Origin of the sequence: Desulfovibrio sp. (assembly GCF_019422935.1) — a bacterium.
Taxonomy (GTDB): Bacteria; Desulfobacterota; Desulfovibrionia; order Desulfovibrionales; family Desulfovibrionaceae; genus Desulfovibrio.
Genome location: NZ_JAHZCJ010000003.1, coordinates 106,870 through 124,253 on the forward strand (window position 1 = coordinate 106,870; position 17,384 = coordinate 124,253).

At 58.4% G+C, this 17,384-nt stretch carries 17 protein-coding genes; 8 read left to right on the forward strand and 9 right to left on the reverse strand.

The window, feature by feature from the left end; translation table 11 throughout:
• Positions 1–143: 143 nt before the first annotated feature.
• The 7 genes from ilvN to QZ383_RS05820 all read right to left on the reverse strand — a co-directional run bounded on the left by ilvN (position 144) and on the right by QZ383_RS05820 (position 5,555).
• Complete coding sequence (ilvN, locus tag QZ383_RS05790; protein WP_022659634.1) at positions 144–632, reverse strand: acetolactate synthase small subunit; 489 nt, start codon at positions 630–632, stop codon at positions 144–146.
• A gap of 11 nt (positions 633–643) precedes the next feature.
• Positions 644–2,335 carry a biosynthetic-type acetolactate synthase large subunit gene (ilvB, locus tag QZ383_RS05795; RefSeq protein ID WP_291443822.1) on the reverse strand — a complete coding sequence of 564 codons (1,692 nt, stop codon included), beginning with the start codon at positions 2,333–2,335 and terminating at the stop codon, positions 644–646.
• 26 nt (positions 2,336–2,361) lie between these two features.
• The gene (locus tag QZ383_RS05800; RefSeq protein WP_022659632.1) at positions 2,362–2,589 is read right to left on the reverse strand and encodes a DUF465 domain-containing protein; all 228 of its coding nucleotides are present in this window, start codon (positions 2,587–2,589) and stop codon (positions 2,362–2,364) included.
• A 209-nt stretch (positions 2,590–2,798) separates the two neighbouring features.
• The gene (locus QZ383_RS05805; protein WP_240824926.1) at positions 2,799–3,101 is read right to left on the reverse strand and encodes a YggT family protein; all 303 of its coding nucleotides are present in this window, start codon (positions 3,099–3,101) and stop codon (positions 2,799–2,801) included.
• Between the two features lie 47 nt (positions 3,102–3,148).
• On the reverse strand, positions 3,149–3,835 hold the full coding sequence (locus tag QZ383_RS05810; protein WP_291443825.1) for an HAD family hydrolase: 687 nt from the start codon (positions 3,833–3,835) through the stop codon (positions 3,149–3,151).
• Positions 3,832–4,752, reverse strand: coding sequence for a hypothetical protein (locus QZ383_RS05815; protein WP_291443826.1), 921 nt, complete (start codon positions 4,750–4,752; stop codon positions 3,832–3,834). Before QZ383_RS05815 ends, QZ383_RS05810 begins: the two co-directional genes overlap by 4 nt.
• A 59-nt stretch (positions 4,753–4,811) precedes the next feature.
• Entirely contained in the window at positions 4,812–5,555 is a 744-nt protein-coding gene (locus QZ383_RS05820; RefSeq protein ID WP_291443828.1) for a GntR family transcriptional regulator, read from the reverse strand.
• Positions 5,556–6,029: 474 nt separating this feature from the next.
• On the opposite strand from QZ383_RS05820, the gene QZ383_RS05825 reads away from it, so the two are divergent.
• The 7 genes from QZ383_RS05825 to QZ383_RS05855 all read left to right on the forward strand — a co-directional run bounded on the left by QZ383_RS05825 (position 6,030) and on the right by QZ383_RS05855 (position 13,275).
• A complete protein-coding gene (locus QZ383_RS05825; protein WP_291443829.1) occupies positions 6,030–7,274 on the forward strand; it encodes a dicarboxylate/amino acid:cation symporter in 1,245 nt (414 codons plus the stop codon).
• Entirely contained in the window at positions 7,274–8,002 is a 729-nt protein-coding gene (locus QZ383_RS05830; protein WP_291443831.1) for an amino acid racemase, read from the forward strand. Before QZ383_RS05825 ends, QZ383_RS05830 begins: the two co-directional genes overlap by 1 nt.
• A gap of 35 nt (positions 8,003–8,037) precedes the next feature.
• On the forward strand, positions 8,038–9,048 hold the full coding sequence (locus tag QZ383_RS05835; RefSeq protein ID WP_291443833.1) for a D-cysteine desulfhydrase: 1,011 nt from the start codon (positions 8,038–8,040) through the stop codon (positions 9,046–9,048).
• Positions 9,049–9,315: 267 nt separating this feature from the next.
• Complete coding sequence (gene pdxS, locus QZ383_RS05840) at positions 9,316–10,197, forward strand: pyridoxal 5'-phosphate synthase lyase subunit PdxS (protein ID WP_192113958.1); 882 nt, start codon at positions 9,316–9,318, stop codon at positions 10,195–10,197.
• Positions 10,197–10,775 (forward strand): pyridoxal 5'-phosphate synthase glutaminase subunit PdxT, encoded by a 579-nt coding sequence (gene pdxT, locus QZ383_RS05845; RefSeq protein ID WP_291443835.1) that lies wholly within the window; start codon positions 10,197–10,199, stop codon positions 10,773–10,775. The genes pdxS and pdxT overlap by 1 nt, the downstream gene beginning before the upstream one ends.
• A gap of 244 nt (positions 10,776–11,019) precedes the next feature.
• Positions 11,020–11,415 carry a TraR/DksA C4-type zinc finger protein gene (locus tag QZ383_RS05850; protein WP_291443837.1) on the forward strand — a complete coding sequence of 132 codons (396 nt, stop codon included), beginning with the start codon at positions 11,020–11,022 and terminating at the stop codon, positions 11,413–11,415.
• 105 nt (positions 11,416–11,520) lie between these two features.
• A complete protein-coding gene (locus QZ383_RS05855; protein ID WP_291443839.1) occupies positions 11,521–13,275 on the forward strand; it encodes a GNAT family N-acyltransferase in 1,755 nt (584 codons plus the stop codon).
• A 105-nt stretch (positions 13,276–13,380) separates the two neighbouring features.
• Here the strand turns inward: QZ383_RS05855 and QZ383_RS05860 are convergent, their stop codons facing one another.
• Positions 13,381–15,051 (reverse strand): bacteriohemerythrin, encoded by a 1,671-nt coding sequence (locus tag QZ383_RS05860; protein WP_291443841.1) that lies wholly within the window; start codon positions 15,049–15,051, stop codon positions 13,381–13,383.
• A gap of 98 nt (positions 15,052–15,149) precedes the next feature.
• On the opposite strand from QZ383_RS05860, the gene yedF reads away from it, so the two are divergent.
• The gene (yedF, locus tag QZ383_RS05865; RefSeq protein WP_291443843.1) at positions 15,150–15,755 is read left to right on the forward strand and encodes a sulfurtransferase-like selenium metabolism protein YedF; all 606 of its coding nucleotides are present in this window, start codon (positions 15,150–15,152) and stop codon (positions 15,753–15,755) included.
• Positions 15,756–16,019: 264 nt separating this feature from the next.
• On the opposite strand, the gene QZ383_RS05870 is transcribed toward yedF, so the two are convergent.
• The gene (locus tag QZ383_RS05870; RefSeq protein WP_291443844.1) at positions 16,020–17,219 is read right to left on the reverse strand and encodes an iron-containing alcohol dehydrogenase; all 1,200 of its coding nucleotides are present in this window, start codon (positions 17,217–17,219) and stop codon (positions 16,020–16,022) included.
• Positions 17,220–17,384 lie beyond the last annotated feature (165 nt).

Consider the following 17,384-nt stretch of genomic DNA (forward strand, 5'->3'; position numbering starts at 1 on the left):
TGACACGCTCACGGGCTAACGCTCCTATAATCTCGCGGCGCAAGGCCGCGCGACCGGATTCTTTACGCGCGGGGCAGCCATGCCTGGCGAGGTGCTTTGTGCCAAACACCCCGGCAAAAAGCCGCACTTCGCGTCCCGGAACCCTAATCCGTTTTCTTGGAACGACGCATGGCAACTGCGCCTGTGCGCGCCAGTTCCTTGATTCCAAACCGTTGCAGCAGGCTGATGATGGCGTCCAGCTTGTTCTGATCGCCAGTGGCCTCGATGGTCATCTCATTGGGGCTTACATCAACCACCTTGCAGCGGAATATTTCAACAGTTCGCAGAATTTCGCCCCGCATGGGGCCTTCTGCCTGCACTTTGACAAAGATCATTTCACGCGCCACAGCGGGAATATCCGCAAAATCCACCACCTTGATGACCGAAACAATCTTGTGGAGCTGCTTCATGATCTGCTCCAGAATAAGACTGTCGCCATCGGTAGTGATGGTCATGTGCGAAACGCCCTCTTCCAGGGCGGGGGCCACATTGAGCGAATGAATATTGAAGCCGCGACCGCTGAACAGGCCAGCCACGCGGGAAAGCACGCCGGGTTCGTTTTCCACCAGCACGGAAAGCACATGTCGTTGCATAGCCATCTCCCTTACACCAGCAACATTTCATCAAGCGCCGCACCGGCGGGCACGATGGGGTACACGTTTTCTTCGCGCTCTACCACCACGTCAATGAAGGCAGGGTTGGGCGAAGCAAGGGCCTTTTCAAGCACGGCCCGCATGTCTTCAGCCTTTTCAATGCGATAGCCTTCGGCCCCGTAGGCCTCGGCCAGCTTCACAAAGTCGGGCTGGGCTTCCATGTTGGTGGAACTGTAGTTGTTGTTGTAAAAGAGCTCCTGCCACTGCCGCACCATGCCCAGATAGCGGTTGTTCAGAATGACGACCTTGATAGGCAGCTTGTTGGCCACCACGGTTGCCAGCTCCTGAATGTTCATCTGCAGCGAGGCGTCGCCTGCCACAGCAATGACCTTTTTATCCGGAAAGGCAAACTGCGCCCCCACCGAAGCGGGAAAACCGTAGCCCATGGTGCCGAGGCCCCCGCTGGTCAGCAGGGTGCGCGGCTTGGTGAACGAATAGAACTGGGCCACCCACATTTGGTGCTGGCCCACCTCGGTGGCGATGATGGCATCGCCGCCGGTGATGTCGTAAAGGGCCTCAATGACCGACTGCGGCTTGATATTGCCGTTGCACTGGTAGCACAGGGGTTTGCTCGCCTTCCATTCGGCCACGGCGGCAATCCAGGCGGCATGTTCGCCAGCCCAGTCCTTGTTTTCCAGCTTGGCCTCGCAGATTTCTGCAATGCCCTCCAGCGCCAGACGGCAATCGCCAACCACAGGAACATGCACTTCCACATTCTTGCGAATGGACGTGGGGTCAATGTCGATGTGCACAATGCGGGCCTTGGGCGCAAAGGCCGCCAGCCTGCCAGTAACGCGGTCGTCAAAGCGCGCGCCCACGCACATCAGCACATCGCAATTGTTGATGGCAAGGTTGGCCGCGTAGGTGCCGTGCATGCCCACCATGCCCAGCCACAGGGGGTCTGTGGCCGGAAAAGACCCAAGCCCCATGAGGGTGCAGGTAACGGGTATGTTCAGCTTGCGCGCAAGGCTCGTCAGGGCCTCCGCCCCGTTGGACAGAATAACCCCGCCGCCCGCCAGAATCACCGGACGCTCGGCCTTTGCCAGTTCTTCCACCGAGCGGCGCAACTGGTTCAGGTTAGGCTTGTAGGTGGGGTTGTAGCTGCGCATGTAGACGTCTTCAGGCCAGACAAATTCCGCCCGCTTCTGCATGACGTCCTTGGGCAGGTCCACCAGCACCGGACCCGGACGGCCCGAGCGTGCAAGGTAAAAAGCCTGACGGATGGTCAACGCCAGTTTTGTGATGTCCTTGACCAAAAAATTATGCTTGGTGCAGGGCCGGGTAATACCCACGATGTCCACTTCCTGAAAGGCATCATTGCCGATCAGCTGGGTGGGCACCTGCCCGGTAAACACCACCAGAGGAATGGAATCGGAGTAGGCTGTGGCTATGCCCGTGACCGTATTGGTAGCTCCAGGCCCCGAGGTGACCAGGCATACGCCGGTCTTGCCCGAGGCACGGGCATAGCCGTCAGCCGCGTGCACAGCTCCTTGCTCGTGCCGTACCAGCACATGGCGTAGCTCGGGATGTCGCGGTAGTTCATCATAAATATCAATGACCGCACCGCCCGGATAACCGAACAGCACATCCACGCCCTCTCGCTTCATGGACTCAAGGAGAATCTGCGCACCAGTACATTCCATGTCCGACTCCTTAAAAAAAAGCCCGGCTATCCTTGTTTCTTCAGACGATCAAGAACGGCCATGAGCTGGGTTTTTCCTTCGAGCTTCTGCTTTTTCAATTGCTTGAGCGTCTGCTCTTCAGTGGGCGAACGGAAGGCCTTGCCTTCGAGCTTTTCCACCTGTTTTTCGTAGAGCACGTGATCTTCCCAAAGGGATTTCAGCTCCGGATCAGTGGTAGCGTACTTTTCCAGCAGTTCCAGTTCTTGCTGATCCATAAGAAATCTCCATTGTTAGATGTTCATAGGCTGTTGCCTGCGCATCAACTGAGGCTTTTGCTCAAGGGATCGGCCCGGCTGTGCCGCTGCGCCGTTGTGGCTTTGTGCAGCGCGGCTACAAGTCGTATGGGCTTATTCTCCTGGCGCGGATTCTCAGACATCCGCATGGAGCATATGAAAAAATCAGTCCTCCGGCGGCGCCAGTTCTTTTAATGGAGCGTCATCGCATACTGGGCCAGCGAGGTGATGACAATCCGGTTAAACAGCTCAATAGCCAGCAGCACCACCACGGGCGAAAAATCCATGCCGCTTGAATAGGTAAACGGCAACCATTTGCGCACACGGTAAAACACAGGCTCCGTAAGCGTGCGCAGGGTGCGCACAATAGGATTGTACGGATCGGGGCGCACCCACGTGAGCACCGCCGCGATGATGACAATCCAGAAATAAAGACTAAGCAGAGACCCGAGCACCAGGGCAATAGCGCTCATGGTATTGGCAACAACAATCATGCGCCCTCCAGCGTGGCTTTCTTTTATATTCGCAACGGGTTCAGGCCTTACAGGCCGGAAACAGGCGGCAGCACTGCGGCCAGCGCATTGTGCAGACCGGGGTAATCCGCCGCCGTAATCTCTCCCCGTAACGGGCCGCCATTAAAAGCGGCAAATATCACGCCCGCCCCCCGGGCTGCCTCCTTGTCGTGCTCGCTGTCGCCAACAAAAAGCACCTGTTGCGGAGGGCATTGCCACGCGGCGCATATATGCCGCGTACCCTCGGGCGAAGGCTTGGGTGCGGCTGTATCCGCCGCGACCACAGGATTAAAATAGGAGGGCAGGGAAAAAATGTCCAGAACCGTTTGTATTCCATCGAGCTTTCGGTTGGTGTGCACGGCCATGCGCACCCCCCTGCTCCGCAGATTGCCGATAAAGTCCATAAAACCAGGCTGTAAGCGCAGCATGGGGACGATATCGCGCTGGTAAATAACCTCATGTCGGATAACATGGTCGATCTGTCCGTGCAGAGCTGGCGGCACTATATGCAGCAGGGCCTGACGCGATGTAGCCATGAAACAGTAGTTTTCCTGTTCAATGGTCATGGGCGGCAGGCCAAACCAGGCGAGAACGCGATTGTAAAAGATGTTGTTCGCCTCGCGCGAATCAATCATCACGCCATCGCAGTCAAAGATAACGCCAGAAATGCCATGCGGGAACAAACCTTGCGCAGTGAGCGGCTGCGGGCTGCTCATGCTCCGGCCCTCCAGGTGATCCACACCCGCTCCGCATCAAGCGGCGGCTGCCCTGTGGGGCGGGTATGCCCAAGCAGCTTCCAGGCCGGGGCGCGGGCTTCTACCACCACGGGCAGCGGCGCGCCTGCGGAGGCCGATTCCGGCGCGCCAAGCAGGCCCTGATGTTCTGGGGCCGGGGCAAAATCCAGCATATCCAGCACGTCCTCGCGCATGGCCCCTTCAATAATAATAGGCGCATGGGGCGGCACAAAATAGAGCGCGTTGGCCGTCACCAGCCGCCACGGCGGCACAAGGCCAGTATCAAGAGCAATGGGCGAACCAAGGCGCACCAGATCGCCCGTAAGCGCATCCGGCGTCAGTCCGGGCAGGTCGTCATCCGGGTCAACACCCAGAGAAGCTGTCAGACTGCCTGCATTTTGGGCAAAATTCGCTGTCAGCTCCGCCAGATCAGCCAGGCTTTCCTCCTGCTGCCAGACCCAGAGCAGGGTCTTCTGCGCCTGAGTGCGCGCAATCAGATCCTTGCGGGCCGCCTCTGCCGCCAGAGCGGCTGCGGCATCGCCATCAGATTTTTCAAGGCTGGAGAGCATGGCCATTTCTGAACTGCGGCGCGCGGCGCGCGCGTTGCCAGCGGCAGCCGCGCCAACCGGCAGGCCGGAAAGGGCCGCATCGCCCATCTGTTGCAGATCGCCAAGGCAGGCCACGGCCTCGCGGGGTGAAAAGGGATAGGTATCCGGGCAAAAAAAACCTTCGGCAGGCGCATCAGGCAGACCGGGCCACAGGCGCAAAGCGCCAGCCCAGTGTGGGTCTGATCCTTTTCCGGCGGCAGAGGCCTGGCCGGACTGAGCGGACGCTTCAAAAGCGTGCAAAGGCAGTGGGCCGCGAAGCAATGGCAAAAGAATGGGGAAACTTTCTGTCATCATACTTCCTTTTGAGTCCTTAAGCATAGCCAGAGGAAGCCCGATGCGCAAGCCACGCTTCAAGCGGTTTCTTCACTATAGATTTCGACCTGTTTTTGTCGCTGCCGGGACGGTGCGCCTTTTTTCTCTCTGGACATCGCCGCGTCATCCGCCGCCACCACAGCACCAAAGCGCCGCCCCGATTCCGCATAGTGCTCGCGCAGCACGGTTTCAATGCGCTGGGCATCGCGGCTTTCCACAGCCTCAAGAATAAGGAGGTGGCGCTTTAAAAATTCGGTTGGCGTAAAAATTTTGTCCCATATCTTGTAGTACAGAAACTTTGAAATATGCCAACACGACTTGCGCGCCGTGTCTACCATCAACTTGTTGTCGCAACGCGACATCAGAGCGTTGTGAAAAGCGTCGTCCACATCGCTCAGGGCAGACAGGCCGGAGGCATGGCGGCACTGATCTTCTATCTGCTGAAACCGTTCGCGCAGCTCGCGCATGGCGGCATCGTCCATAAAGGGCAGCGAACGCACAATGCACGCGCCCTCGAGTGTTCCGCCCATGCAGTAGCTGTCTTCAATTTCTTTGGCGCTCATGCGCCGTATGTATTTTGCCTTTTGCGGCAAGTTGCTCACCAGGCCCTCAAGCGCCAGTGCCTGAACTGCCTCGCGCACTGGCCCACGGCTGATGCCCAGCTTTTCGGCAAGCGCCGCCTCCCGGACAGGATCGCCGGGCCTGAGCACGCCACTGAGCAGGCTTTCCTTAATATGCGCAATAACCTGGGCGCTGTATGTTGTGCAGAGATTGGCTTTCATGTGTTGACTGAACATGGTTTCGAAAAGGGAAACGCCTGCTGCGCCAGACGTAGGGGCGATGCGGGCACAAGGCCCTGCCGTTCTGTTCAATTAGCAGAGTTGCTGGCCTGGGTCGAGGGGGCAAAAAGCCGCAAACCGTCGAGGCCCAGCCATAACCGCCCCGCGCAGCCCGGCGGTCAAGCCGCTCGCGCATCTGCATTCGCCCCACATATAAAAATAAAAGTGTTTAATTTTATATTGTTATGTAAATTGTGAAATTTTACCCTTGACGATCTCCGCAAAACTAATCACAGTTTCAAAAAATGTTAACATTTAACATTTTACAAAAAGGAAATCCAAAAAGGCTGCAGACACGCATGTGCACAGCAGCCTCCCCCCTGATTATTGAGCAAACGATCTGTGGACCGCAGATCGAGAACGGATAAGGCGGTAAGGAAAAGATTGATCCGAACATCTTAACCTCTGGGGACGCATATGGGTACACCACGCGCAAAGCGGTCAATTCCTTTGTATGCACAGATTCTGACGGGACTTGTCGTCGGAGCCGTCATCGGCTTTGCATGGCCGGATTTCGGCAAAACCCTTCAGCCCATCGGCACTGCCTTTATCAAGGCGATCAAGATGATCGTCATCCCTCTGGTGTTCTGCGCCATCAGCCTTGGCATAAGCAAGATGAGCAAGGATATAAAACAGCTGGGCAGGCTCGGCGGGCTGGCCTTTCTCTGGTTTTACACGGCAACCGGATTCGCCATCGTCACCGGCATAACCCTCAACCACTTTTTTCACCCAGCGCAGGGCGTGGAGCTTGAATTTACGGATACAGTACCCGCCAATCTGGCCTCGCACATAGACTGGACGAGATTTTTCCTCGATATCATACCCGACAACATCATCATGGCTGCGGCCAATCAAAAACTTATTCCGGTGATCTTCTTCGCCATATGCTTCGGGCTGTGCATCGGCATGGTTGGTAAAAAAGGCGAATGCGTCATTGCGGGCATGGAGGGCATTCTTGAAGCCATGTTCAAGATGACCAAGGGCGTTGTTGCGACGTCGCCTCTTGCTGTGGCCGCCATCATCGCCTGGGCCATCGCCTCGCAAGGTACTGTCCTGTTGCTGGCTATGGGCAAGCTCATCGGAGTATTTTACATTGGCATTGTCATTCTCGTTTGCATATTTATGATCATTGTCAAGCTGATGGGCGTCTCACCCATGGAGACGACAAAAAAAATCCTTGAGCCGTTGCTGCTTGGCTTCACCACCTGCTCCTCAGAAGTAACTCTACCCGTGCATATGGAGATACTGGAGCGTAGCGGCATTCCCAAACGGGTTGTGTCATTCGTCATTCCGCTTGGCTACAGTTTCAACTTGGACGGCGCGGCCCTGTACCAGTCGCTGGCCATCACCTTCCTGGCCGAGCTGTACGGGCTGCACCTGGACGGTCCACAACTGTTGACCATTCTCATAACAACCCTCATTGCCAACAAGGGCACGGCCAACGTACCCGCCGCCGCTCTTGTGGTCATAGCGGTTCTTTGCCAGACGCTGGGCCTGCCTGTTGAAGCCATAGGCATCATCACGGGCGTGGACCGCTTTATGGACATGGGCAGAACATTCATCAACGTCTACGGCAATACGGTTGCCTGCATTGTTCTGAACAAGTTTGGCGGCGGGCATCTTGCCGACAGCGACACCCGCGAAAGCATGGAGAGAACCTGATGAACACCAAGCAGGAAAAAATTGTCGGCATTCTGGGCGGCATGGGGCCAGAGGCGACCGTGGACCTTCTGCACCGCATTATCGCCCGCACCGATGCGCGGGACGACATAGACCACGTGCGCTGCATCGTGGACAACAATCCCAAGGTTCCCTCGCGCATCAAGGCCCTGCTTGAAGGCGGCGGCGAAGACCCCGGCCCGTGCATGGCCGAAATGGCGGGCAAGCTTGAGGCCTGGGGAGCAGATTTTTTGTGCATCGCCTGCAACACGGCCCACAACTATTACGGTGCGGTGCGCGATGCCGTGCGTATTCCAGTTTTGAACATGATTGAGCTGACCGTGGAGGCTGTGGCGCGGCAGCGCCCGCGGGTAAACGCACTCGGCATTCTGGCGTCCCCGGCTGTACGGCTGACGCACCTGTATGACGGCCCATGCGCTGAGCACGGCATCAAGCCCGTTTTTGCCTCGCCAGAGGAGGAACAGAAGCTCCTCAACGTCATCAAAACTGTCAAGGCCGGCAACACCGGGGCCGACGCGCGCGCCGCTCTGACGGAGATAGCCGCCCACGTCAAAAGCCGCGGGGCGCAGGCGCTTGCCGTGGCCTGCACCGAGCTTGGCATCATCAGCGGTCATTACGGCCTCCCTACAGTGGATGCTGCCGACATTCTGGCAAAAAACATTGTGGATACGGCCAAGGGTGTCAGACCCCTATGGCCTTCACATAGCTAACAGGCTGCATGAGCCTGCAACCAAGGAGTATTTGTATGAACCTTGCACAGTTTCCCCGCCGCGGTTACGTCAAACAGCCTACACCAGTAGAGCCCCTTCCGGCTTTCAGCAAAGCTCTGGGCGGAAAGGTCAACATCTGGATAAAACGGGACGACACCCTCCCCGGCACCGGCGGCGGCAACAAAACCCGCAAGCTCGACTTCTGCATCGCCGACGCGCTGACCAAGGGATCCGACACCATCATCACTTGCGGCGCGGTGCAGTCAAATCACTGCCGCCTTACCCTGGCCTGGGCGGTAAAAGAAGGGCTCGACTGCCACCTTGTGCTCGAAGAACGCGTGCCGGGCAGTTATGATCCCCAGTCTTCGGGCAACAACTTTCTCTTCCAGATGCTTGGGGTGTCATCGGTCACGATTGTCCCCGGTGGCAGCCCCATGTTGCAGGAAATGCAGAAACTCGCAGACAAACTGGCCGCCGCTGGCCGCAAGCCGTACATAATACCTGGGGGAGCCTCCAACAGCATCGGGGCGCTGGGCTATGTGCAGTGCGCCCAAGAGCTGCAGCAACAGATGTTTGAGCAGGGCTGCAACTTTGACCACGTGATTGTTCCCAGCGGCAGCGCCGGTACGCACGCGGGTTTTTTGCTGGGCATGCTGGCCTGCAATATGAACATCCCTGTGACGGGCATCGGCGTTAACCGCAAAAAACCAGTGCAGGAGCAGGCCGTGTTCGACCTCATGCGCCAAACCGCCGACCTCATCGGCGTGGTCGTCAATATCCCGCGCGAAACCGTAGTGGCCTACGACGATTACGTTGGCCCCGGCTACTCCCTGCCCACGGCCGCCATGGCCGAAGCGGTAACCCTGCTGGCCCGCACAGAGAGCATCCTGCTTGACCCCGTGTATTCCGGCAAGGCCATGTCTGGCCTCATCGATTTTGTCCGCAAGGGCATGTTTCCCACAGGCAGTAATGTCCTTTTCCTGCACACTGGGGGGTCTCCGGCTCTGTTCGCATACGAGGACACCTTCCGCAAAAGTTGGGCCTAGCCCGGCGGCCAAGCAAACGCTCTGTTCCATAACCGGGCAGCCATGCGGCCCTGCCGCAGCAGCCGAGGCACTACGTATTTTCAAGCGAAGTTCCCCGGCTGCGGCCAAGGCCCGGGGCGCTCGCGCCGCACTGCCCACGGTCACGCATGCAGCATCATATTGTCAGGCCCGGCGTATTCGCATATAACCACGCCAGCAAAGCCGCCACATGTGCGGCATGCAGACATCATCACCAGCCGGCCTCCGGCTCAGAAGGAGTAGAAAGATATGGAACAGGGCACCATCCGCCTGAAGACAGGCCTTGCTGAAATGCTCAAAGGCGGCGTGATCATGGACGTCACCACTCCCGAACAGGCTAAAATCGCCGAAGCAGCGGGAGCCTGCGCAGTCATGGCCCTGGAACGCGTACCTGCCGATATTCGCGCCGCAGGCGGCGTGGCCCGTATGGCCGACCCCACCATCGTCAAGCGCATCATGGAAGTGGTGAGCATTCCCGTCATGGCCAAGGCCCGTATCGGCCATTTTGTTGAAGCCCGCATCCTTGAGGCCATGGGCGCCGACTACATTGACGAAAGTGAAGTGCTCACCCCCGCTGACGACAAGTACCATATCGACAAGCGCGACTTTACCGTGCCTTTCGTGTGCGGCTGCCGCAACCTGGGCGAAGCCCTGCGCCGCATCGCCGAAGGTGCAGCCATGATCCGCACCAAGGGTGAACCCGGCACCGGCAACGTGGTTGAAGCCGTGCGCCACTGCCGTCAGGTTATGGACGACGTGCGCAAGCTGTGCAGCCTGCCCGAAGCCGAAGTTGCCAACTACGCCAAAGAAATCGGCGCTCCTCTTGAAGTGTGCTACGCCGTTCGCAAGGAAGGCCGCCTGCCCGTGGTGAACTTTGCCGCTGGCGGCATCGCCACCCCCGCTGACGCCGCCATGATGATGCACCTCGGCTGCGACGGCGTGTTCGTCGGCTCCGGCATCTTCAAGTCCGGCGACCCGGCCAAGCGCGCCAAGGCCATTGTGCAGGCCGTGACCAACTACAATGATTTCGCCATGCTGGCCGAAATCTCCCGCGATCTGGGCGAACCCATGGTGGGCATTGAAATTTCCACCATTCCTTCTGCCGAACGCATGCAGGAACGGGGTTGGTAATGTCGCAGCTTTGCGTAGGCGTTCTGGCTCTTCAGGGAGCCTTTCGCGAGCATGTGGCCGCTGTTGCCAGCCTTGGTGCGACGGCCCGCGAGGTGCGCCAGCTCAAGGATATTGAGGGCATTGATGCCCTGATCATTCCCGGCGGCGAGAGCACCACCATCGGCAAACTGCTTAACGAATGGAACATGCTTGAGCCCCTGCGCCAGCGCATACTCGACGGCATGCCCGTTTACGGCAGTTGCGCCGGGCTTATACTGCTGTGCCGCGACATTGAAAACTCAGACCAGCCACGCCTGGGCGTGCTTGACGCCACCGTGCGCCGCAACGCCTTTGGCAGGCAGGTGGACAGCTTTGAAACCAATCTGAGCATACCCGAGATCGGGGCAGACCCCCTCCCGGCGGTTTTCATTCGCGCTCCTGTCATTACCGGCGTGGGCGCGGGCGTAAAGGTGCTGGCAGAGGTTAACGGTCAGGCGGTAGCCGTGCGTCAGAACAATATTCTGGCCACGTCCTTCCACCCCGAGCTTACGCCAGACACGCGCATGCACAGCTACTTTCTGTCCTTCTGCGACAAGTAGGCCGCTGCGGGAATCCGCCGACAAAGCCTGATATAAAGCCCGTCCCGCAATGCGGGGCGGGCTTTTTTGCATGGGTCGCCCACCCCCGGCCCTAGCTGCCACCCCTCCAGCGATTTCCCTCCACAACTTTGCCGCCAACATGACGCACAAATTCACCTGGGCGTCACCGTACCGCAAACCAGACCGTTCATGATGCCCCAAGAGCAACAGTTCAACCACCGGAAATTCTCCGGAGGAGGCAGACATGGACAATTTGCACACTTTGCAGCGTCTTCAGGGCGAACTGAACGAAGAAATGCACCGTCTCACCCTGCTGCGCGATGTTTTTCAGGCTCAGCACTGCGCGGACGAACTGGACGCGGCCAGCCATCTTGAGGCGGCCCACATAGCCCATTGCAGCGCCCGCCGCAGCTCCCAGCGCATCCGTGAAATCCAGAGCCTTGTGGCGCTTCTGCGGCACGGCGGCCCCCGCCGCTGCGAAGAATGCGGCGAGGATATTCCCCTTGCCCGCCTCATGGCCGCACCTGGGGCGACCCGGTGCTGCGAATGCCAGCAGAACATTGAAAACGACCTGCGCACAAACATGATCCAGATGAAGGCAACGCCGCTTCCTCATGAAGTGTGCGCCGAATACTGTTAGACTCCCCAATGTTACCCTCGCCCGGACCGGCGCGCACAGAGCGCAGGAAATGGAACCAGCCGAGCATGCCACGCGCATGCCCAGCCCAAGCACAGGAGAATCCCCATGCCCGGCAATGCTGATATTTTACCCCTTGCACCTGGCCGCCCACTGGTCAGAAGCGTCGGGCGGCTGGCCCGCGCCCTCGCCCGTCAGCTTTCGGGTTTTGCCAGGTTGGAAAAAATGGCCGACACTCTGCCCCAGTGCGGCGATCCTCAAACCTTTGCCACCGCCTGCCTCACCGCGTTGGATGTGCGTACGGAATGCCTGCGCGGCGATCTGGAGCGCATCCCTGCCCAGGGGCCGGTGGTGCTTTTTGCCAACCATCCCTCTGGCGCTCTTGAAGGGGTGATGCTTGCAGCCCTCTGCGGCAAGGCGCGTCCCGACCTCAAAATTCTTGCCAGCGATGCACTGCTGCGCATTCCCCAACTGGCGCAGCTGGCCCCCATGCTGCTACCCCTGAATCTATCTGGGGGCGCAGCCGCCAACGCCGCGGTGCTGCGCACTGCCATGACCCACCTGCAGTCAGGCGGCGCACTGGGTATTTTTCCCTCAGGGTGCGTGGCCCGCTGGCAATTGGGGCGTGGCATTGCGGAACAGCCATGGTCGCGCCTGCTCAGCAGGCTTGGCGGGCGCAATGCCGATATTCCCGGCCTGAATTTTGTTCCTTTGCATATGTCCGTACGGCAAAACCCCCTGTTTATCGCCGCAACAGCGTTCAAGGGAAACGTGGGCGAGGCCCTGTTGCCCAATACCCTGTTCAGACAAAGGGGAAGCACTGCCCGCATGATCGTTGGCGAAGCCATCCCCGCAGAGATTCTGACCGGGCTGGATCATGAGCAACGCACGCACTGTCTGGGGCTTTGCCGTTCTGCTCTGGGTTCTGAACACGGCGCAGCCGGGCACGCAGCCAACTGCCAGCCCCTGGCCCCTGCCGCTGCCAAGATGGATATAATGGTCAGCCTTGCCGCCTTGCCGGAAAACCGCATGCTGGCCCGCGAAGGCCGCTACTGCGTCTATCTGCTTGAGGGCGATGAATCACCCCTGTTGCTGGACGAACTGACCAGAAGGCGCGAAGAGGCCTTCCGCGCGCTGGGTGAAGGATCGGGACAGGCGCGAGATACCGACCGCTACGACCCCCTGTATTCACACCTTCTGCTCATGGACGAAGAAGGCAAAAACATTGCCGGTTCATACCGGGCACGCGTGGTGCGGCCAGAAGGAACCTGGCAGTATGACAAAAAACGCCTCTACACTGCCTCGCTCTTTGAATACGAGCCGGAATTTTTCCACCAGTGCGGCAATGCACTGGAACTGGGGCGCGCCTTTGTCTGCCCCGAATACCAGCGCGATTACACGCCCCTGCTTCTGCTGTGGAAGGGCATTGGGCAGATGGCCCTGCGCAATGGCGTACGCACCCTTTTTGGCCCGGCCAGCATTGGCCTCAACTACCGCCCGCAATCGGTAGACCTGCTCTGGCGGCACCTGCGCCTGCGCCATTGGGATACCCCTCTGGCAAGCATGGTACGTGGCAAACAGCCCCGCAAACTGCGCCAAGAGCTGCCCTTTGCCCAGCATCTTGATTACAAGTCTGTCAACGCACTGGTACGACAGATGGAGGGCGGGCGCACCCTGCCCATACTTTTTAAACACTACCTGCAACTGGGCGGGCGCATTGCCGCCTTTCACGAAGACAGAACCTTTGGCACCCTTGATGCCCTGCTGGTGGTGGATCTGCTCAACGCACCCGACAAACAGTTGCGCCGCTATGTGGGTGAAGAAGGTATGCGCAGGCTCCGCGAGGGCAGCTGGCCCGCGTAGGACAGCCCAAATTTGACGCGCCCCCTGTTTTTCGGGTTCTGCACACACGCAAAGAAGCCCCTTTCGGGGCTTCTTTGCGTATACAAAACATCTTCGATTTTATGACTACCGCTTTTCCGCGGGTTCCTTGTCCTCAGGCTTGAGGTAGGGCAGATAGGTGGGGTCTGTGCCCATGATGTGCTGCACCAACCAATCCTTAAGAAAGGTCAGCAGATCCATGCTCACGGTAGCGGTGCCCATGCGCAACTGATCTTCCACCTCATCCAGCTTGGCAACAAACTTTTTATGGATCTTCATGTGTTCCGTTGCGGCCTTGTAAGCGGGAACATTGAACAGCCTTTCTTCATCGCCAAAGTGGGTGGCCGTGTAGTCGCGCAGCTTCTTGAGCACCGTGATCATTTCAGTCACGGGCTTGTTGTGCGTCATGGCCTGATGCAGTTCGTTGATATACTCCACAAGGAGTTTGTGCTCCCTGTCCACCAGGGGCACATGCAGCTCGAGCTTGGGCGTCCACTCCACGAACTTGTCGGAAAGGGCCTGGTCAAAGTCGCCTGCAACAAGCGCGTTGACGATCATATCCAGCTCTTCCATGCCGCTCTGGAAGGTCAGCAACGAGGCCGTAAACATCTCCATGTTTTTGGAGGTGCTTTCTGCCACATCTCGGACTTCTTCCAGCGCACCGCTGGTTCCAGTGCTCTGCTCGGACTGCTCAGCGGCACCGGCAGCGATGCTGGCGAGGTGCCCGGCGGTATCCGCCATGCTTTGCAGAATAGCACGCATCACATCACCGGCATTGGTGGCCTTGTCTGCCGCGTCCACGCTCAATTGCGCGGCCTTGTCCACAGTCAGCACATTGCGCCGGGTTTCATCCTGAATGGCCTTAACGGCCTCCTCGACTTCCTTGGTGGCGCCCATGGTTTTTTCAGCCAGCTTGCGCACTTCGTCGGCCACCACGGCAAATCCGCGCCCGGCCTCGCCAGCGCGCGCCGCTTCAATGGCGGCGTTGAGGGCCAGCAGATTGGTCTGGTCTGCCACTTCGTTGATGACGCTCATAACCTGACCGATATTGCTGGCTTTTTCGCCCAGCCCGGCCATGGCTTCCTTGAGTTGCACGATGGTGTCGCGCACACTGTCAATGGAGCCAACCGCGCCTTCCACTTCCTGCTCGCCCGTGGCGGCGCTGGCGCTTGAATTCTGGGCGTTTTCCGAGAGTTCACGCACACGCAGGGAGGCCTGACTGGCAGAATCGGCCACGCGCTCCATAGCCGCGCCTGTTTCCACAAGTCTGTCGCGCTGCACGGCAACGCCGCCGTTCACGTCCGTAATGAGGCTGGCAAGCTTGCGCATGTCGCCAGAAAGTCTGGTGCACACCGCATGGGCCTTGTGCAGAGCGATAACGCCCTTTTCGCGCCGTCCTCGCAAGGTTACGACAAGTTCCTCAGATTCCTTGAGCTGCTTGGCGAGTTCGCTGTTCTGCGCCTGCAAGGATTCCACAACCTGAGCGTCCGCCTTGGTTTTCAGCGTTTCACGCAGGCTTTCAATGCACTGCATGGCCCGCTGTTCCACATTGTCATCAGCAGATGGCGATGATGTCTGAGCGTCCAGATACTGCGCCAGACGGGCGGCACGGGAACGCCCGCTCAGCCAGAGCCAGATGTTTGCACCGGCGCAGACAAAAATAATGCCGACCACCAGCCAGCTCATCCCCTGTATACCGCCCAAAACGGCCAAACCGCCCAAAGCGGCAATGATTACTACCTGCAGCACAATGCCCATATATGCCTACCTTAGTTTATCTTGCTTATCGGCTTTTTTCTAACTACCCTTACCCCTAATAGTTGTAAATCGCAGATATCATGAATAGGAGGATATCCATGAAACTATTTGATTGCAGAGGGCTGGCCTGCCCCCAGCCCGTCATGCGCGCCCGCGACGCACTGGCAGCAGGAGCAGCCGCCCTTGAAGTGCTGGTAGACAACGAGCCTGCACGGGAAAATGTGCGGCGTTTTCTGGAAGGTCGCGGCTTTGCCGTTGCGACCAGTCAGGAAGGCCCCGACTGCTGGCGCATAACGGCAAGCGCCGATGAAGCTGCGGCATCCGCCCCGCAGCAGGCTGCGGAAGCTTCCCGCCCCTTAGGTGAAACCAACCGGACGCTGGTGCTCATCACCACTGAGACCATTGGCCGTGGCGATGACGGGCTGGGCGCAAAACTCATGGGCAATTTTGTGGCAACCCTGCCTGAGCTTGGCCCCCGGCTGTGGCGCATTGTGCTGATCAACGGCGGCGTCAAACTGGCATCCCAGCCTGGCCCTGCGCTCGACGCCCTTAAAAAAATGGCGGCCGATGGCGTTTCTGTGCTTGTGTGCGGCACCTGCCTTGCGCACTTTGGCCTGCTGGAGGCCAAGGAAGTGGGCGACACCTCAAACATGCTTGATATCGTCACGAGCCTTGACCTCGCGGACAAGGTCATCCGTCCCTGAGCCACCGCCCCTCGGGCATGGGCTGCCTTAACGCGCAAAAAGCGGCATGGATTCCATGCCGCTTTTTTTGTTGTGGAGCAAAGCCACATAGTTTTTCATTTCATACTGCTGTCAGGCACTCGGAGCTGAGGGGCATAAACCACAATGCAAAGCAAGAAAAACGGCGCGGAAAGCCCGCGCCGTTTTTCATACCGTGATGTCTGCCACAGGCCTGTCCCACCAAGGGGGATCAGGCAAACGACCTACATCCTGGAGGACACTGTATTACAGGGCCGCCTTGTAGATAGCCGCCACAGCCGCGTCCGTCATGGAGCGGGGGTTGGTAAGGCCGCAGGCGTCCTTCTGGGCGTTAGCGGTCATGGTGGGAATATCGGCTTCGCGTACTTCCTTGCCGTACTTCTTGCCAAGAGCGACCAGGCCATCAGGGATACCCACGTCCTTGGACAGGATGTTGATGGCGGTGATGGCTTTGCGCGAGGCTTCGTCAGCGCTGATGCCCTGGGTGAGTTCGCCCAGGAGCTGGGCAATGCGGCCAAAGCGGCGGCGGCTGGAGATGCGGTTGTATTCGCACACATGGGGCAGCAGGATGGCGTTGCATTCGCCGTGGGGCAGGTCATAGAAGCCGCCAAGCTGGTGAGCCATGGCGTGCACGTGGCCGAGGCTGGCGTTGTTGAAAGCCATACCAGCCAGATACTGGGCATAGCACATGCCTTCGCGGGCTTCCTTGTCCCGGCCGTTGGCAACGGCGCGGCGCAGATAACGGTTGATGTATTCCATGGCCTTTTCAGCGCAGGCATCGGTCATGGGCGTGGCGGCGGTGGAAACATAGGCTTCCACAGCGTGGGTCAGGGCGTCCATGCCCGTGGCCGCAGTCAGGGCCGGGGGCATGCCCATCATCAGGACGGGATCGTCAATGGCCACGCTGGGGGTACAGCGCCAGTCAACAATGGCCATTTTCACCTTGCGCGAGGTGTCGGTAATAATGCAGAAGCGCGTCATTTCAGAGGCGGTGCCAGCGGTGGTGTTCACTGCAACATACGGGGGGAAGGGCTTTTTGGACTTGTCCACGCCTTCATAGTCATGAATCTTGCCACCGTTGCCTGCCAGAAAGCCCACGCCCTTGCCGCAGTCATGCGAGCTGCCGCCGCCAAGGGTAACGATGCTGTCGCACTTTTCCTTTTTGTAGAGGTCAAAAGCTTCTGCAACGTTTTTGTCCGTGGGGTTCGGGATAGTCTTATCGTATATGGCATACTTCATCTTGGCGGCATCAAGGATGTCGGTGATCACTTTAAGGATACCGGCATTAACGATGCCCTGGTCAGTTACAACCAGCGGCTTCGCGCCATTGATGCTCTTCAATCGAGCAGGAATCTCTTTGGAACATCCCTCGCCCACCAGGGTGACGTTGGGGATAAAGAACGAGGTGATCTGACCCATATGCATGCTCTTAAGATCCGTACTCATTCGTAACTCCTTTTGTTATACAGAACGATATCAGTGCGAAATGCTCTGTCGTAAGTATGAAAGACTCCTGTGGAAAAAAATATACCATATAAAAAACCAATGCAAGCATAACAAAGCATTTGGTTAGTTCTTTTTTTCCTTTTAGTTTCACATTCAAATGTTCTT

Coding starts and splice junctions, on each gene's coding strand:
- yedF (WP_291443843.1), top strand. CDS start 15,150: ATGAAACTATTTGATTGCAGAGGGCTGGCCTGCCCCCAGCCCGTCATG.
- QZ383_RS05805 (WP_240824926.1), bottom strand. CDS start 3,101: ATGATTGTTGTTGCCAATACCATGAGCGCTATTGCCCTGGTGCTCGGG.
- QZ383_RS05800 (WP_022659632.1), bottom strand. CDS start 2,589: ATGGATCAGCAAGAACTGGAACTGCTGGAAAAGTACGCTACCACTGAT.
- QZ383_RS05815 (WP_291443826.1), bottom strand. CDS start 4,752: ATGACAGAAAGTTTCCCCATTCTTTTGCCATTGCTTCGCGGCCCACTG.
- QZ383_RS05850 (WP_291443837.1), top strand. CDS start 11,020: ATGGACAATTTGCACACTTTGCAGCGTCTTCAGGGCGAACTGAACGAA.
- QZ383_RS05810 (WP_291443825.1), bottom strand. CDS start 3,835: ATGAGCAGCCCGCAGCCGCTCACTGCGCAAGGTTTGTTCCCGCATGGC.
- QZ383_RS05835 (WP_291443833.1), top strand. CDS start 8,038: ATGAACCTTGCACAGTTTCCCCGCCGCGGTTACGTCAAACAGCCTACA.
- QZ383_RS05860 (WP_291443841.1), bottom strand. CDS start 15,051: ATGGGCATTGTGCTGCAGGTAGTAATCATTGCCGCTTTGGGCGGTTTG.
- ilvN (WP_022659634.1), bottom strand. CDS start 632: ATGCAACGACATGTGCTTTCCGTGCTGGTGGAAAACGAACCCGGCGTG.
- ilvB (WP_291443822.1), bottom strand. CDS start 2,335: ATGGAATGTACTGGTGCGCAGATTCTCCTTGAGTCCATGAAGCGAGAG.
- QZ383_RS05830 (WP_291443831.1), top strand. CDS start 7,274: ATGAACACCAAGCAGGAAAAAATTGTCGGCATTCTGGGCGGCATGGGG.
- QZ383_RS05855 (WP_291443839.1), top strand. CDS start 11,521: ATGCCCGGCAATGCTGATATTTTACCCCTTGCACCTGGCCGCCCACTG.
- QZ383_RS05825 (WP_291443829.1), top strand. CDS start 6,030: ATGGGTACACCACGCGCAAAGCGGTCAATTCCTTTGTATGCACAGATT.
- pdxT (WP_291443835.1), top strand. CDS start 10,197: ATGTCGCAGCTTTGCGTAGGCGTTCTGGCTCTTCAGGGAGCCTTTCGC.
- pdxS (WP_192113958.1), top strand. CDS start 9,316: ATGGAACAGGGCACCATCCGCCTGAAGACAGGCCTTGCTGAAATGCTC.
- QZ383_RS05820 (WP_291443828.1), bottom strand. CDS start 5,555: ATGAAAGCCAATCTCTGCACAACATACAGCGCCCAGGTTATTGCGCAT.
- QZ383_RS05870 (WP_291443844.1), bottom strand. CDS start 17,219: ATGAGTACGGATCTTAAGAGCATGCATATGGGTCAGATCACCTCGTTC.